Annotated in this window: 12 protein-coding genes; 5 read left to right on the top strand and 7 right to left on the bottom strand. The window is 69.3% G+C overall.

What is annotated here, in order from left to right; translation table 11 throughout:
- Nucleotides 1–43: 43 nt before the first annotated feature.
- From ACFV6D_RS20840 to ACFV6D_RS20820, 5 genes are all read right to left on the bottom strand, one after another.
- Nucleotides 44–832, bottom strand: a complete 789-nt coding sequence (locus ACFV6D_RS20840; protein WP_380379124.1) for an ABC transporter permease — start codon at nt 830–832, stop codon at nt 44–46.
- Nucleotides 825–1619: an ABC transporter permease gene (locus tag ACFV6D_RS20835; protein WP_363377079.1), complete on the bottom strand. Its 795-nt coding sequence runs from the start codon at nt 1617–1619 to the stop codon at nt 825–827. The genes ACFV6D_RS20840 and ACFV6D_RS20835 overlap by 8 nt, the downstream gene beginning before the upstream one ends.
- A complete protein-coding gene (locus ACFV6D_RS20830) occupies nt 1612–2613 on the bottom strand; it encodes an ABC transporter ATP-binding protein (protein ID WP_380560686.1) in 1002 nt (333 codons plus the stop codon). The genes ACFV6D_RS20835 and ACFV6D_RS20830 overlap by 8 nt, the downstream gene beginning before the upstream one ends.
- A gap of 222 nt (nt 2614–2835) precedes the next feature.
- Nucleotides 2836–4191, bottom strand: a complete 1356-nt coding sequence (locus tag ACFV6D_RS20825) for a phenylacetate--CoA ligase family protein (RefSeq protein ID WP_380560685.1) — start codon at nt 4189–4191, stop codon at nt 2836–2838.
- A 438-nt stretch (nt 4192–4629) separates the two neighbouring features.
- Nucleotides 4630–5169, bottom strand: coding sequence for a hypothetical protein (locus tag ACFV6D_RS20820; protein WP_380560684.1), 540 nt, complete (start codon nt 5167–5169; stop codon nt 4630–4632).
- 304 nt (nt 5170–5473) lie between these two features.
- Between ACFV6D_RS20820 and ACFV6D_RS20815 the strand changes: the two genes are divergently transcribed.
- The 3 genes from ACFV6D_RS20815 (at nt 5474) to ACFV6D_RS20805 (ending at nt 8571) form a co-directional block, all read left to right on the top strand.
- Entirely contained in the window at nt 5474–7243 is a 1770-nt protein-coding gene (locus ACFV6D_RS20815) for an MOSC domain-containing protein (protein WP_380560683.1), read from the top strand.
- A 166-nt stretch (nt 7244–7409) separates the two neighbouring features.
- Nucleotides 7410–8105 carry a type 1 glutamine amidotransferase domain-containing protein gene (locus tag ACFV6D_RS20810; protein WP_063351837.1) on the top strand — a complete coding sequence of 232 codons (696 nt, stop codon included), beginning with the start codon at nt 7410–7412 and terminating at the stop codon, nt 8103–8105.
- An 85-nt stretch (nt 8106–8190) separates the two neighbouring features.
- Nucleotides 8191–8571, top strand: coding sequence for a nuclear transport factor 2 family protein (locus ACFV6D_RS20805; RefSeq protein WP_380560682.1), 381 nt, complete (start codon nt 8191–8193; stop codon nt 8569–8571).
- Between the two features lie 328 nt (nt 8572–8899).
- On the opposite strand, the gene ACFV6D_RS20800 is transcribed toward ACFV6D_RS20805, so the two are convergent.
- Nucleotides 8900–9307: a hypothetical protein gene (locus tag ACFV6D_RS20800; RefSeq protein WP_380560681.1), complete on the bottom strand. Its 408-nt coding sequence runs from the start codon at nt 9305–9307 to the stop codon at nt 8900–8902.
- 74 nt (nt 9308–9381) lie between these two features.
- Nucleotides 9382–13404 (bottom strand): polymorphic toxin-type HINT domain-containing protein, encoded by a 4023-nt coding sequence (locus tag ACFV6D_RS20795; RefSeq protein WP_380560680.1) that lies wholly within the window; start codon nt 13402–13404, stop codon nt 9382–9384.
- Between the two features lie 535 nt (nt 13405–13939).
- On the opposite strand from ACFV6D_RS20795, the gene ACFV6D_RS20790 reads away from it, so the two are divergent.
- Together ACFV6D_RS20790 and ACFV6D_RS20785 are read left to right on the top strand one after the other, a co-directional pair.
- A complete protein-coding gene (locus ACFV6D_RS20790; protein ID WP_380560679.1) occupies nt 13940–14458 on the top strand; it encodes a hypothetical protein in 519 nt (172 codons plus the stop codon).
- Nucleotides 14459–14547: 89 nt separating this feature from the next.
- Nucleotides 14548–15852: trypsin-like serine protease (locus ACFV6D_RS20785; protein ID WP_380560678.1), on the top strand; the 1305-nt coding region annotated here is incomplete at its 3' end.

Genomic DNA, 15852 nt, shown 5'->3' with positions numbered 1-15852 from the left:
GGAAGGGGAGTTGAGGGGGAGGACGCAGCCGGTGGGTGCGCGGTCACACCGACTCGGGTGCGGAGCCATGACGGACACGTCGGGCCTGATACCGGAGGAGGACGCCGGTCAGGAGAAGCCACGACGCTGCTACGGCCACCTCGTGTGCCACCGCCCCCCACACCTGACCCGTCGTACCGATCCGCACCGCGTTCAGGCCGGCGCCCAGGGGTAGCGCCTGGCCGATCAGGTGAAGGATTCCGTCCGGATCAACAGGAACGACCACGCCGCCGCAGAGCAGTATGAGGTAGCCGACGAAATTGACGGCCATTCCCTCGTCCAGGCCGAGGAGAACGAGCGCACAGCAGAGCATTCCTGTGCAGAGACAGCCCATCGTGGTGAGGAGAACGAGGGGATACGCAGCCGCGACGTCGGCCGTCGCGCGCCAGCCGAGCATGGTGGGCCCAAGGACAACCAGGGCCACGAGTGACATGGCGAGCCCTTCGGCGACGTACACCCACGACCGCAGGAGCATGACGGCGAGCAGGGGGACGTTCCCGAGGCGCAGCCGGTACATGGTCCCTTGGGGGACTTCGGCGGTCACCACAGTGGACACGTGGCTGGTGACCGCTGCGACCGGAGCGAAGACGACGGCTCCGACGAACGCGTACGCACGTCCGGTGGCTCCCCCAGCGAGTTGCCCGAGGAGGGTGAAGAAGGCGACCTGGAAGACCGTCCGAATCGCCACGCTGGACGACGCCGCCAAGCCGGCTGAGGCGACCCGGTAGTCCTTCCCCGAGAGACGGCAGATCCGCAGGCCGACGGTGAGCGCACTTCGGACGGATTCAGGCAAGCTCAAGGGTCCCCTTGACTCGGCCGCGCCGCAGCACGGCATTGAACGCGTACACCCCACAGGCGAGGTAGAGCACGGTCAGGATCAGCACGCCCGCCAGGTGAACGGAGGCAGGCGCCCGGCCGTGGGCGGCATCGTGCACCAGCTCGGCCAGATGGTGCAGGCTGACGGCCTGGGCCGGCCAGCGCAGCACCGGAGCGAGGAGATCCGGCGGGATGACGATGCCGCCGAGAACGAAGACCGGGTAGCCGAGGGCCTCGATGATGCGCAGCCCCGCTCGGGACAGAAGGACGACGCAGCTCAGGAGGAGCCCCATCGCTGCTGCGGAGGCGACGGCCGCGACAGTCACGAGTACGGCCGCCGACGGCCGGGGAAGCTGTGGGTGCAGCCCGAGGACGGGCACGGCGACAACCACCGCGGCCAGCGTGCGCACCAGTCCCGCCGCAGCAACCCCGAGCGTCTTTCCGAGAAGGACGGACAGCAGGGAAACAGGGCGAACCAGCAGTGCCGCAAGGGTTCCCTGGGCCGCCTCACGGCGCAGTAGCGTTCCCGCGCCCCACAGGGTGGACGACCACAGGCCGATCATCACGCAACCGAACACGACCTCGGTCGCCTGTCCGGGGTCGGTACTCGCGGTTCCCCGGGAGACTACGGCCAGGAGGACCACCGGCTGGATCACCGAGACGACCATCGCCGTTCTGACCCGGCCGGTCTCCCTGATCTGAAGCACGGCCGCGCGCCACACCGCCCACGCTTCCGTCCGCGCGGCACGCAGGGCGTCACCCACGATTCACGGCCAGTCGTCGTATCACGGCCTCGACACCGGGCGAGGCGACATCGATGTCCGTCACCGGATGCCGTCGTACGACCTCGGCCAGTCGGGCGAGCACGTCCGCGTCCCAGGCTCCGACCTGGAAGGCAAGTCTCCAGCCGTCCTTGTCCTGCTGGATCCGCACGGACGCGTTGGCCAGGAGTTCGGCAGCGTCACGCGGCGCGACGCCTGGGCCGGACAAGCTCACCTCCGCAGTGAAACCCGCCTGCCGCCGGAACTCGTTGACGGGCAGGTCGTGGGAGACCGAGCCGGATTCGAGCAGCACGACTCGGCCCGCCAGGCGGTCGATGTCGGTCGGGTAGTGACTGGTGAGGAGCACCGCCGTGCCCGTGCCGGCGAGCCGCGCGACGGCCTCGCGGACCCGCTCCCCCTCCAGGAGGTCCAGGCCGATCGTCGGCTCGTCCAGCATGAGCAGGCACGGCTGGTTCAGCATTCCCACGGCCAGGTGGAGGCGTTGCCGCATGCCTTTGGAGAACGTCTCGACCCGGCTCTCGGCCCGTTCGGCGAGCCCGACCTCCTCCAGGGCCGCCAACGAGCGGTCGCGCAGGTGGCGGTGCGGGCCGGACAGGCCGCCGAAGAACATGATGTTGTCCAGGGCCGAGAGCCGGGGGTACAACCCCCGGTCTCCGCCGAAGACGACACCGATGTGACGGCGTGCCCGGCGTGCCTGCCCGGCCAGGTCGGCACCGCAGACCGCGGCCCCGCCCGCTGACGGGAGGAGCAGCGTCGAGAGGATCTTCAAGAGCGTGGTCTTGCCCGCACCGTTGTCTCCGAGCAGTCCGACGATCTCCCCGGCACGCACCGTGAAACTGACGCCACGCAGCGCCTCGACAGGCGGGGTTCCGGGAAATGCCCTGCGAAGGTTCTCCACTCGCAGGACTTCCCCGTCCGGCTGACACGGCCTCACGACAACCCCATTACACGTCACCTCGCGGTATCTCGGATTCATCACATGCGCCCGTCCCCGATCCCCGGGCCGGCGCGGTGCCGGCCCGGGGGCGGAATCCGGCTTCCCCGTGCGGGTCGCCGGGCGACCGGCTAGATCACGCCGTCGGCACGAAAGAACTGCTGGATCTGCGCGATGCGCTCCTCCTTGGTCATGTTGGTCACCTCCTCTCAAAATCGGACAACGGGCCTCCCCTGTCACTGCTGTCGCCTTCGTTGCCCAGGCTCAGAGCCTGCCCGGGCTGTCGGCGACGTCGGGGAGGAAGCTCACGAAGTCGACGTCCTTGCGCCGGCCGGTGCTGTGGAAGTCGCCGTCGTCGACTTCCCGCACCCGGCACCGGACGTCCGTGCCGAGGACGTCCGCGAGACTGCGGGTCAGCTCCGTCGTGTCCGCAGCGGTGAACGCAGGAGCGGGCGAGACCAGCACGGACACGGAGAAGTCGGCCTCCTGCACGACTTGGTAGCGGCGGACCGGGTGGCGGCGGACAGCCCGGACGGCCCAGAGCACGGGGACCGCCGTCCCGTCCGGCCGGCGAAGCTCCCCCGGGTTCCGCCCCTCCACCAAGTCCATCACCTTGTGCGGGAGGCCACACGCGCACGGCGCCCCTGCCAGCGAGCCGAAGTCCCCCGTCCGGTAGCGGATGAGGGGCATCGCCAGATTGGTCAGATCGGTGATCACGACCTCCCCGACGCTGCCCTCCGGCACCGGCACACCATCGTCGTCGACGACCTCCAACCACAGCCGCTCCGACTCGATGTGGTAGGAGCCCAGCGCACACTGCACCGCGATGGTGCCGACTTCCTTCATCGCGTACATGTCGGTCACCGTCAGCCCGAAGAAGTCCGCGAGTGCCTCCCGAGCGGCGGGGACGAGAAGCTCCCCGCACGACACGACGGACCGCACCGACGGCAGGCGGCCGCCGTGCTGCCCCAGCAGCCCCATGAAGTCCATGAGGTTACGCGGAGACCCCGTCAGCACGTCGGGGCGGAAGCCCCTCGCCCGGTCGGCGAACCCGGCACGGTCGGGTGCCGTGCGTCCGGCCGTGCCGAACTGCGCAACGCGCGAGAACCCCATCCCGGGAGAGGTGTACTCGAACCAGTGGTCGAGTCGCGCGAGACACGGCATCAGCACCTTTCGGTCGAACACCAACCCCGCTCGCTCGTTCCGGACGAGCGCGGTGGCCCACTCGTGGACGAACGCGTCGTCATGGCGGATCATCCGCAACGGCACACCACTGGTCCCCGACGTTTCCAGGACCCTGCACACCGCCGGGTCGATGTCGTCGTCGCAGTGGTCGATCATGCCCTCGGCAAGCTGACGCTTGCCCACCAACGGGAAGGCGGACAGTACCCGCCACGGATCCGCCCCGCCGTCGACCGTGATCCCGGTCCGCCGGTACGCCGGGACCGCATCGACGGCGTGCCGGAGCACCGCTGTCAGCCGCTCGCGCTGCATCTCCCTGATCCGTCCGGGCCGCTGCGCGAGTTCGGAGTACAGCGTGCGCTCCCCGTAGATCTGCGGGAAGAGCAGTCCCTCATGAACCATCTGCGAGTGCCAGTGCCGCTCGTTCTCTGTTCCCACCAACGGATCGAATTGCCGCCGCACAGTCCCACTCCACCATTTCATGTCAATCGGAAGAGTCCGAAGAGTCGTCTCCCGCTACTCCTCGGGGACATTCAGCGGTCGCCGCCCGGGACCCCCTACGCCCAACCAGCGTGGCGTCACTCCATGCCTCGGCTGCCCCACCAGTCTCATCGCCGCCGGGCACTTTCCGGCCGGGCGTCGCCAGAGGCCTGCGGGCAGTGTCATGTCGAGTCATCTCATTCGGGCTTCCAGGCTGATCGCACGAGGTTCTTCGAGCGGCTTGTGCCGCCACCCTGGACTACGGCCGAAGGGCCGGTTCCGGCTCACCCGAACCGCTCATGGCGGGACGGACCCGGTTCAACGGGTGGCACCAGCTACACAGAGCGGCCGGCTCCGCAGTGTGGCGGAGTGCGCCAGCACCAGCCGGATCGCGAACTACAGCCGTCGTGAGAACACGGGAACCCTGCTCAGCAGCCAGAAAGCGCTGCTCGTACCGAGGCCGTAGGCGAGGTGAGCGGTCAGATCATCACCCAGCGTCTTGGCGTCGTATCTCCAGATGGGTTTGTAGAGTCCCGCGATCGGAAGCACCACGTATCCGCTGAGCCACACGAGCGCACCGTACGGGAGCCCGTACAGGACGTGGGGCTTGCGCAGCGAGGCGCTGACGGCGCCGTAGAAGGCCGCGTTGCCCACTCCGTAGGACCAGTGCATCAACGTGCTGACGGGGAACGCCGCGCTGTCCGGCAGCTCGCGCCGGGTGAAGGCCTCGACCAGGCGCTTCCCGACCTGCCCGGGGTCCGGCGCCTCCTGCCAGGTGCGGACCGGGGCGAACTCCCAGTGCAGGGCGTTGTGTTCGCCGCCGGCCCGGCGCTGGCGCAGGAACCGCGCGGCGTCCATGCAGACGGTGCCGACCACTCCCGCCGCCAGGCCCGCACCGACAGCGCCGAGCGGAGTCAGCTGCTTGCGAGTGCGCATAGGTCGATCGCTCCCGATCCCGGTTCTTTCAGAAGCCGGCGCTCTGGCCGCCGTCGACGTGCAGGATCTCGCCGGTGACGAACGAGGCCTGTTCGAGGTGCATGATCGTCGAGATTCATGACCGCCTCGACGACGGCGGCGTACCCGCGCCTGCGGTACGCGCGCGGCGACGGCGCCCACCGGTTTTCACTCTACTCGTCGCCGTGCCCCGGCGCCGCGCAGAGCTCTTCGGGTGCGGTCGGCGGCCGACCGTACGACGCTGGAGGCAGGCACCGGCCTGTCGAGCGCGGGAGGAGCACAGGTCATGGCCGTTCTGATCGCCGTGAACGTCGGCATGCCCAAGGACGTCCCCTGGCAGGGCAGGACCACCCGCACCGGCATCTGGAAGCACCCCGTCGCCGGGCCCGTGATGGCGCGCCGGCTCAACCTGGACGGCGACGGGCAGGGTGACCTCGCCGGGCACGGCGGCGAGCAACGAGCAGTGCTGGTCTACCAGTTGGGCTCCTACCGCCACTGGCAGGAGCACCTGGAGCGGGACGACTTCACGTACGGCCAGTTCGGCGAGAACCTCACCGTGGACGGACTCGCCGACGACGAGGTGTGCATCGGTGACCGCTACGGGATCGGCGGTGCGGTCTTCGAGGTCACCCAACCCCGCGTGACGTGCTACCGCGTGGGGTTGCGGCTCGGCGAGCCGCAGATGGCCGCCCTGCTGGTGTCCCATCGCCGCCCGGGCTTCTACATGCGGGTGCTGACCGAAGGGCCGGTGCGGGCCGGCGACGAGATCGTGAAGATCGCCTCGGGCCCCGAGGAGATGACCGTCGCGGAGATCGACGCGCTGCTCTACCTGCCCGGCCACGCCCGGCCGCAGCTCGAACGGGCCCTGCGCATCGCCGCGTTGAGCCCCGGCTGGAGGACGTCGCTGCGAGCCCTGCTCGACGACGCGGACCACGGCCCCGGCGCCGCGGGTGGAAACCGCGGGCTGACCACCAGCAGCCCGCCGCCGGCCTGGCCCGGGTTCCGTCAGCTCGAAGCCGCCCGCATCGAACCGGAGAGCGCGGACATCTTCTCGCTCACTCTGGCAGCGGTCGACGGCGAACCGCTCCCCGCCGCCCTGCCGGGGCAGTTCCTCACGGTCCGCCTGCGGCCGGACCCACAGGCCTCCCCGATCATCCGCAACTACTCGCTCTCCGGCCGACCGGGCGCCGAGACGTACCGCATCAGTGTCAAGCAGGAGCCGAACGGCGTCGCCAGCACCTACCTGCGCCAGCACGTGAAGGTGGGTGACGTCCTCGATGTCGCCGCTCCGCGCGGCACGTTCCTGCTCGCGGACGCGGACACTCCGGTCCTGCTACTGTCCGCCGGTGTCGGCGCCACCCCGGTCCTGGCCATGCTGCACGCCCTGGCCGCGGAGCACTCGCAGCGCGCGGTGTGGTGGCTGCACGCGGCCCGGGACGGCGAGAACCACCCGTTCGCCGGCGAAGTACGCGCACTGCTCTCCCAGCTGCCCGCAGGCCGGTCATTCGTCTCCTACAGCCGTCCGTCCGGGTTCGACCGCCCAGGTGTCGACTACATGGTCAGCGGGCGGTTCAGTCCCGAACGGATCCGCGGCCTGGAACCGCCTCCGGACGCCGACGCCTACATCTGCGGGCCGAGCGCGTTCATGCGGGACATGACCGGAGCCCTTCAGGCCTGCGGCCTGCCGCCCTCCCGGATCCACACCGAGGTCTTCGGGGCCACGTCCGCCATCACCCCCGGCGTGGTGACCGGACCCGCCCGGGCACCGCACCAGCCGGCCGCTCCTCCCGGCGGCCGCCCGGGGCCGTCCGTGGCCTTCGCGCGCAGCGGGCTGATCGTCCCCTGGCACCCTGACTACGGGACGCTGCTCGGACTCGCCGAGGCGTGCGACGTGCCCGTCCGCTGGTCCTGCCGCACCGGAATCTGCCACACCTGCGAGACCGCGCTCCTCTCCGGCCACGTCGACTACGCCCCGCAGCCCCTGGAGCCCCCCGCCACGGGAAGCGCGCTCATCTGCTGCTCGACACCCCCGGCCGACGTGGTCCTCGACATGTGACCGGATGTGTCCGTAGCCGGGGGCGCCACCGTCGGCGGCGCGATACGTGTGCCAGAGCGCCGACGGAGCACCGGGTTGCGCGCGGTCGGCGCAGCTGCCTAGCGTGGTTGCGTGGGGCATCCCGCCGAACCCGCTCCTGGCATGCGTCCGAGAGGGGATTTCTGCCATGGCAAAAGTGCTTTTCATCGTCAGCGGAGCCACCTACTGGGTGTTGAAGGACGGCACGCGGCACGCGACCGGCTACTGGGCCGAGGAGTTCGCGAACCCATACAAGATCCTCACGGACGCCGGTCACGAGGTCGTCGTCGCGACGCCCAGCGGTGTGACGCCGACCGTCGACATGATGAGCCTGCGCCCCGAGATGGTCGGCGGAAACGACAGCGCCCTGGAACTGGAGGCCATCATCCGTTCCGCGGAGGTGCTGCGCCGACCGCTGCAGCTGTCGGACGTGCGCCTGGAGGACTACGACGCGGTCTACCTGCCGGGCGGCCACGGTCCGATGGCGGACCTGGCGTGGGACGCCGACGTGGGGCGGCTGCTGACCCGGCAACTGGCCTCGGGCAAGCCGCTGTTCATCGTCTGCCACGGCCCCGCCGCGATGCTGGCCACCAGGATCCACGGCGAGTCGCCGTTCAAGGGCTACCACATCACCTGCTTCACCGACGAGGAGGAGGACGGCGTCGGACTCGCCTCCAGGGTGCCGTGGCTGCTGGAGACCGACGTGAAGGCGAAGGTCGGGGTCGACTTCAGCCGCGGTCCGGTCTGGGAACCCTACATGGTCGAGGACCGCAACCTGGTGACCGGACAGAACCCGGCCTCGGCCGCGGTCCTCGGGAACCGGATGCTGGAGATCCTCAAGTGACCAGCCCTGGAGCGATCCGGCCCAGGCACGCGCCCGCGTCACAGGACATCGGGCACGTGGTGTTCCGAGCGAAAGGGCCATAACGGTGGAAGCGACGGTTGCCCGGGCCCTGCTGGACCGGCACTGGGCCGCATCGAACAGCGGTGACGCGGACGCGGAACACGACATCTACGCCGACGACGTCATCGTCGAGTACCCGCAGTCCGGCGAGATCATCCGCGGCAGAAGCAACATCCAGGCACTGCGCACCCAACATCCCGCGGTCCGGACCTTCACCGTGCGCAGGATCCTCGGATCCGGCGACCTCTGGGTCACCGAATTCGTGCTCACCTATGACGGCAAACCCACCCAGACGGTGAGCATCATGGAGTTCTCGGCAGGGCGGGTGGTGCGGGAGACGCAGTACTTCGCGGACCCGTTCGACCCGCCGGCCTGGCGGTCGCAGTGGGTCGAACCCGGGGAGTGATCCGCCGCTGGGGCCGATGGTCACGGCAGCTGCAGTTGGTGATCTGGGTGGTGCTGACGCTGGTCGGCAAGCCCTATGTGCTCGGCAAAGCGGTTCGAGGCTGCGCCTCAGCTCTCGGTGGCCGGCTCAGCTCGTCCGGGTCGAGGGCCTCCACTTTCCCGCTGCATCGGGTGGTTGCTTGGGCGCGTGGACGTGGCGGGCCGGGTCGCAGAAGATCAACCGCTCTCGCTCGAGTGCCTGGAACAGTGAACGCAGGCCCACGTGGTTCCGGGGGTTCGTGACCGCGCTCTCGACCTGGTCCGGGGTGATTTCCCGCAGGGTCGTCCACTTACGGGAGCTCGAGGGAAACCTCTGCAGCCAGCTCGCGCACGTGAAAATTCTTGGCGAGCAGCGGATACTCAGAGGTGACTCGAATCAATTCATTCCGAATGAAATCCGAGCCGGCGGAAATGAATTCACTTACAATGCAGGCGACCTCGAATTCCAGATAGCTCGGCATTGCACGGAGAGAGCTGCCCTCCAGTTCGAAGTCAATGGATTCAGCGTTCTCTGTGAAATCGATCTTCCCCAAGGCCTCGCCTCCTTGAGCGAATATCATCACCTGCTGTACGCAGTAAAGAGCGTCGAACAGTGGTACCCACTCCCACGGGGTTCCGATCTCGGTCCCACAGTGGGAGATCTCCAGCGATCCCAGGAAGTAGTACCACCGCAGATCAGCTCTCGTTGTTGTTGCCAAATCAGCAGCGTACGCATGTTCTCGCCCATGGGCGCCAAAGAACTCACTTGGCTTGAATGAGATTCGCACGCATGTCACCGAGCCACAGGGAAGGCATTGCGGACCAGATTGAGATCCGGGTCATAGTATACGCGCATTACGTAAAGTTTATTCCTCTTCGTGGCCCGATCATATCCGACTGGATCCTTGTAGAGTAATTCCATGGCGATGCCGTCTCGATTCTGAGTATCCGTTACGCGCTCCCCGCGACTCAGCACGTCCTTGATCATGGCTGCGCGCGCTTCGGGAGTGGTCCCCGGAAGCCATTCAGTCTTGGATGCGAGGGTTGAGAATATCCCTTCGGGCGTGTGGCCTGCCACAATGTGGGCGTCGTCAATTACCAGCTTTTCAAGATCGAAGCACTCGCTATTGTGAACCAGAACCGGAGTTCCGCCCGCGAGTACATAGTACGTGTGGAGATCCCGCACCGTGAGGTTGTAAGCGGCCTGGAGGGTTGCCTGGTGGTCAGTGGCAACGATCTCCACTGCGCCGGCGGACGGGGTGCGCAGTCGCTCCCCGGTTTTGAGTTCGGCTGCGTCGACCCAGGCCTTCGCGGTTTCCGACCAGAAGGGGTGGTTGTCGGTGGCGGTGACGTTGTGGGCGGTGCCGTCCTCGCCTTGGATCTGAAGGTCGGTGAACGCCCTGTCGTCAGGTGTGTAGATGACTGCGTCAATGGGGCGGCCGCCGGTTTCGCCCGTGAGTGGATCAGTGGCAAGGACCTGCTCCCCGACAGACACCCGTTCGATCGGCTCACCGGTCCCGTCGGCCATAAGGACGCGAGTACCGGCCGGGAAGCTGTTCTTCTTCAGGCATGATCCTGGGACTTTGGCGAACAGCTTTTTGAGGAAGTTGACGACTTTCCCTGATCCGGGTATTTTCTCAGCCCATTTGGCCAGTTTGGCAATGGCTGCCGCGTCGCCGGCGAGGGGTATAGCACCGGCGCAGGCAAGCAGCGCGTTCTCGACATCCTTCTGGAGGCCGTAGAGGCCGCAGTTGATCAGGTCGGCGATGTCCGCGAACCCGGGGAAGAAGAAGCCGCCCACCCCTCCGACGGCCTCGAGGAACTTGTGAAGTCCGTCGAGTCCACTGTCGAGGATCTTGTCGACCAGGCCGCCGAGCCACCCTGGGCTGTCGCTCTTGGCCTGCTTGCGCAGCTCCGCCTCGATGGCGGCGAGGGCGTCCTGTTTCTTCTGTTCGGCCCGCTGTTTTGCTTCAGCGCCCGCGTTCTCGACTGCGCGGCGCTCGGCCTCCTGCTCGGCCGCGACCATGTCGGTGTACGACTTGAAAGCCTGGGCCCAGGCCTTTCCAGCGCTCTGGGAGTCCTGACCGGCCTCCAGCGCCACAGTCTGGGCCGTTGCTGCGGACTCGTACGCATCGTGGGCGAACGTGTTCGCCCACGAAGCCGAGACCTGGGCCTGCCGGGCCGAGTACGCCGCCGATGCCTCTGCCTTGCGGGCGGTGCCCTCGGCGGCCGTCGCCGTCTGGGCCGCGGCGGCGGCCCGGTTGGCGCTGGCCTCGGCCTGCTGGGCCTTCGTGCGGGCGTCGGCGGCGTAGCCGGCGGCACGGTCGGCGTATTGACGGGCCTGGACGGCGTAGCCATTGGCCTCGGCCGCCGCCTGGCGGGCGATAGCCGCGACCTGTGCGGCCTCGGCGGCGCTCTGTTGGGCGTAGGCGGCGACGGCGGAGGCTTCGGCGATGAAGCGCTGGATCTCGGCGACATGGGTGGCGGTCAGCCGGTCCTTGCGTTGCGCGGTGTACTGCCCGGTCTCGACGAAGGCGCGCAGGACTGTCGGCGGCCCTTCGAGGGCGATGTGTGCCGCGGCCTGGACTTCGGGGCCGCCGGTGCCGGCCAGTAGGGCGGCCTGGACCTGGTCGTCGCTGATCTGCGCCGTGTAGCGGCCGCGGGTGAGGAAGTCGCGCAGGGCGCTCACCGGGCCGTTCAAGGCCGCGCGTGCGGCCTGTTGCACTCCGGGGCCGCTGCTCGCGACGAGCTGGGCGACACTGATTTGGAGGTCGGGCGCGGCCACCTGGTACTGGCCGGTGTTCAGGAACGCGGTGACCGCGCTCGGCCCGTCGGCGAGGGCATGGGCGGCGGCGGCGCGCACGGCCGGCAGTTCGGAGCCGATGGCAAGGGCACTCGCGCGTTCACGGTCGTCCATCTCGCTGGCGCGGTGGCGTCCGGTCGTGAGGTACTCCAGGACGGCACTGTCGGGGCCGGAGAGTGCGGCGCCGGCGGCGGCCGTGCCCCAGGCGTCCGAGATCCGCATCGACAGCAGGGCCAGCTTGCGCCCGTCCGTGACGATGCGCGTCGTGTCGGGGCCCGGCTGCGCGAGAGCGCCGGCCAGACGATCCGCCTCGTCCTTGACCCGGCGCACCTGCTGGACGGCCTCGCCCGCAGCGGTCTGCTTGTCCTCGTAGAAAGCCTTGGCATCCCGTGCCTTCTCCACGGCGGCGGCGGTACGGGAGTTGAGGTCTTCCGCCTCCGCGCGCCGCGCGAGGTCCTGGATCGTACTGGCCGCCTCGACGGCGTCGCTCGATTCCTGGGCGGCCACCTGCGCGGCGTCCGCATGCGCGGTGGCCACCTGGGCGGCCTGGGACGCCTCGGTCGCGTGCTGCGCAGCTTCGTCGGCGGCCGTTGCTGCGGCGCGGGCGTGGGCGGCGGCGGATGCGGCCAGCGTCCAGGCACTGGCCGCAGCCTTTGCCGCGTCCCCCGCCAGGGACCTGGCGGCGCCGGCGGCACGGGCGGCCTCTTGGGCGTGGCGGCGGGTGGACGCGGCGGCGGCCTTCGCCCGGGAGGACTGCGCGCCGGCCTGGCCCGCGAAGTCGCCGGCCTGGTCGGCGGAGGCGGCAGCGGCCATCGCGTTGCCGCTGGCGCTCTCCGCGGCGTCTGCCGCGTCCTTGCTGGCGGAGGCCGCAGCCTTGGTCTGGGTCAGTGCTTGTGTCGAGACGTCCGCGGCGGCTGCCGCCTTGGCCGCGGCTTCCGCCGCCTTGGCCGCTTCACCCGCGCGCGAGCGGTCGGAGACGGCTGCTGCCGCGGACGACCGTGCGGCGGAGGCGGCCTGCGCGGCGCCGGCCGCAGCATACGCGGCCTGGGAGGCGGCACTGGCGGCGGCGCGCGCCGAGTTCGTCGCCGCCCGCGAGGCCTGCACCGCCGTCTGCGCGGCCCGACCGGCCCGCTCCGCGGCATCGGCCGCCCGTGCGGCGGCCGCCCCGGCTTTGACGCTGTCGTTGCGCGCGGCCTCCGTTTCGGCAGCCGCCCTCGCCGTCGCCTCCTTGGCCAGGGCGGAAGCGGCCACTGCCTGCGCGGCGGACGCCTTCGCCGCCTCCGTCTCACGGACCGCCTGGGCCCCGGCCTCCTGGGCCTGTTGGGCCAGCTGCGCCACGGTGGTGCGCTCCACGTCGCGGGCGCGGGCGACGTGCTGGCCGACGGCGAGGAACTCGCGGACGTCGTCGGCCGTGCCGTTGATCGCCAGGCGGGCGGCGGCCACCGTGTTGGGTCCGCCCTGGCTGAGGATCTGGACCAGCTGTACGCGGTCGTCGGCCTCCCGCGCCGTGTACTGGCCGTTGTTCAGGAACGCGTCGACGTCGTCCTCGGTGCCGTTCAGCGCGGCCTGCCCGGCCTGTATAACGCCCGGTCCGGCGCCGTTCATCAGCTGGGCGACCCGGACCTGCTGATCGGCCTTCAGCGGTTCACGCCATCCACCGTCGAGGAACGCGGCGAGTTCCTGGGGCGTGCCGGCCAGCGCCCGGCGTGCCGCCTCCTGCACACCCTTCCCGCCCGCGGAGTGGATCTGGGCCGCGCTGACCTGGTCGTCCTGAATCTGTGCGAGTACCTGCTCGCTGTCCAGGAAGCGGCGCACGTCGGCATCCGAGCCGGTGAGTGCGGCCTCCGCCGCGGCTTGGACCCCTGGGCCGCCCTTCTGCCAGAAGATCACCACCCGGGCGCGGTCCGTCAGCGGCACCGGCTGCCCGTCGCCGTCGGCCGCCGAGGCGGGGTTCGTCCCCAGCAGCCCCGCGACGAGGGCCAGCGGCAACATCCCCAGCCACACCCGGCTCATGCCCGCCAGTACTCGGCGTCGCCTTCTGCGCATGGCATAACCACCCCACCCCTGCGTCACGAGAAAACCCCCCGGATCTCACTCAGGCCTCGTTCGAGCACGGCCTGGCTATTGGCATTACGTGAAAGAAGAGCACGAATTCATGGGCCCGGTCCACCCCTGGCAGAAATATTTCGAGCGGCCGGAACCAGGGTCCGAAAATGGAGTTCCCCGCTCCAGTCCCCGAGCCGATGACAGGAGTTCCGGATTCACAGAACCGGGGCCCCTGCTCCTGGTGGGACGGGTGAGGTAGGCGGCCAAACCTTGCCGGACATCGGGCCTTATGGGGCGCCATGCGCGGATTTCCACACGTGTCGGCGATATTCAGGGTCGAGGCACAATAGTGACCCTTGACTTTCCCTTGATGATCCCCTCAGGGTGGACGGTGCGTTCTTCGCGTCCCGGCGCCCTGAGTTTCCAGGCGAAAACGGACGCATCCTCGATACTTTTGGCATCTGCAGATCTGTCTGCATGATCAGCCCAGAAAGGGAATCGGATGAGCCGCCGCACGCTCAGCCGGCTGACGGCTGCCGCTTTTGCCGTCGCTGTCACCTTCACCGCCGTGGCCGCCGCCTCGGCCGACTCCTCCTCCGCCACCCGGCCCGCCGCCGCCCCGGCTGCCGCGGCCGCCGACCCGACCCCGCCGCCGGCGGTCGAGGACTTCAGCTATCCGGGCGCCAGCCCCTTCCCGAGCCTGAAGCTCCTGCGAGGAGACGGCCACATCCTCCTCGCCGACTGCAACACCGCCACCCAGATCCAGCTCTGGAGCCGGGCCGTCCCCGTCCCGGCCGGCGGTCCCTCGGTCTGCTTCCGGGTGAACGGCACCGTCGGCCAGCTCACCCTCGAACTGCCGCAGACGTTCCTCATCCAGACCAACGACCGCGCGGTTCGCGCCAACCTCACTGCCGACGGCGTCGCCCAGACCGTGGACATCCCCAAGGGCGGGATCACCGGCGTCGGCGAGGGCGCCGGCCAGAAGTCGACCATGCTCGTCGAACTCCGCGTCACCGGCTGACCCCGCGCCCGCCGGGCCACTGCCGGGCGGGCACCGACCCGTTACAGAGTCACCCACCGGTCGCAACGGCAACGAAGGAACGTCATCCCATGTTTCGCTCACGCTCACGTACCGCCTGGACGACCGGGGCCGTCACGGCCGCCGCCCTGACGGGTGCCCTGCTCACCGGCACGTCCGCGCCCGCCGTCAGCGGTGACACCCCGCCGACCGGCTCCTACGCGTTCACCGCAAGGATCGACATCGGCAACGGCACACGCGCCTGCTCCGGCGCCCTGATCGACCCGTACTGGATCATCACCGCCGCCTCCTGCTTCGCCGACAACCCCGCCCAACCGGCAACCGTCCCCGCCGGCCCACCCGCACTCAAGACCACCGCCACCATCGGCCGCACCGACCCCACCACCACGGGCCAGGTCCGCGACGTCGCCGAACTCGTCCCCCGCACCGACCGCGACCTGGTCATGGCACGCCTGGCCAACCCCGTCACCGACATCACCCCACTCGCCCTGTCCACCACCGCCCCCACCGCCGGTGAGGAACTCCGGGTGACGGGCTACGGCCGCACCAAGACCGAATGGGTGCCCGACCAGCTCCACAGCGCCGCCTTCACCGTCGGCGCCGTCGACCCGACCGGCCTCACCATCACCGCCAAAACCCCCGCAGACGCCGCCGTCTGCAAGGGCGACACCGGCGGCCCCGCACTACGGCCGGTCGGCGACCACTACGAACTCGCCGCCCTCAACAGCCGCTCCTGGCAGAACGGCTGCCTCGGCTCCACCGAAACCACCCACACCGGCGCCTACGACACCCGCACCGACGACCTCGCCACCTGGATCCAACAGACCACCTCAGCATGGTCCGCTGTGATGGCCAGTCGGACCGGGGGCCGCAACACCGTCTACAACCCGGACACCAAGACCGCAGAGATCTTCACGCTGACCACCGACGGCACCATGACCAACGCCCACTACAACACCGACGGCAAAGACTGGTCCGGCTGGTTCACGATCGGCGCCGGGGGGCACTTCACGGGCACTCCCGCCGTGGTCTACAACCCGGTCACCAACGCCCTCGAACTCTTCGCGATCGGTACGGACCGATCGCTCTACCGCACCACCTGGACCCGTGCCACCGGTTGGGGATCCTGGACGATGACCGGCGACTGGAAGTTCAGCGACAGCCCCACCACCGTCTACAACCCGGACACCAAGACCGCAGAGGTCTTCGCCCTGACCGCCGACGGCACCATGGCCCACATCTACAACACCAACGGCGCAGGCTGGTCCACCTGGTCACTCATCGGCGCCGGGGGGCACTTCACGGGCACTCCCGCCGTGGTCTACAACCCGGTCACCAACGCCCTCGAACTCTTCGCGATCGGTACGGACCGATCG

The sequence above is a fragment of the Kitasatospora sp. NPDC059812 genome, from assembly GCF_042732075.1.
In the GTDB taxonomy this organism is placed as follows: Bacteria; Actinomycetota; Actinomycetes; order Streptomycetales; family Streptomycetaceae; genus Kitasatospora.
Note: the sequence above shows the minus strand (reverse complement) of the source record. Positions and strands in the feature narration are given on the sequence as shown.

Coding starts and splice junctions, on each gene's coding strand:
- ACFV6D_RS20830 (WP_380560686.1), bottom strand. CDS start 2,613: ATGAATCCGAGATACCGCGAGGTGACGTGTAATGGGGTTGTCGTGAGG.
- ACFV6D_RS20820 (WP_380560684.1), bottom strand. CDS start 5,169: ATGCGCACTCGCAAGCAGCTGACTCCGCTCGGCGCTGTCGGTGCGGGC.
- ACFV6D_RS20815 (WP_380560683.1), top strand. CDS start 5,474: ATGGCCGTTCTGATCGCCGTGAACGTCGGCATGCCCAAGGACGTCCCC.
- ACFV6D_RS20810 (WP_063351837.1), top strand. CDS start 7,410: ATGGCAAAAGTGCTTTTCATCGTCAGCGGAGCCACCTACTGGGTGTTG.
- ACFV6D_RS20795 (WP_380560680.1), bottom strand. CDS start 13,404: ATGAGCCGGGTGTGGCTGGGGATGTTGCCGCTGGCCCTCGTCGCGGGG.
- ACFV6D_RS20790 (WP_380560679.1), top strand. CDS start 13,940: ATGAGCCGCCGCACGCTCAGCCGGCTGACGGCTGCCGCTTTTGCCGTC.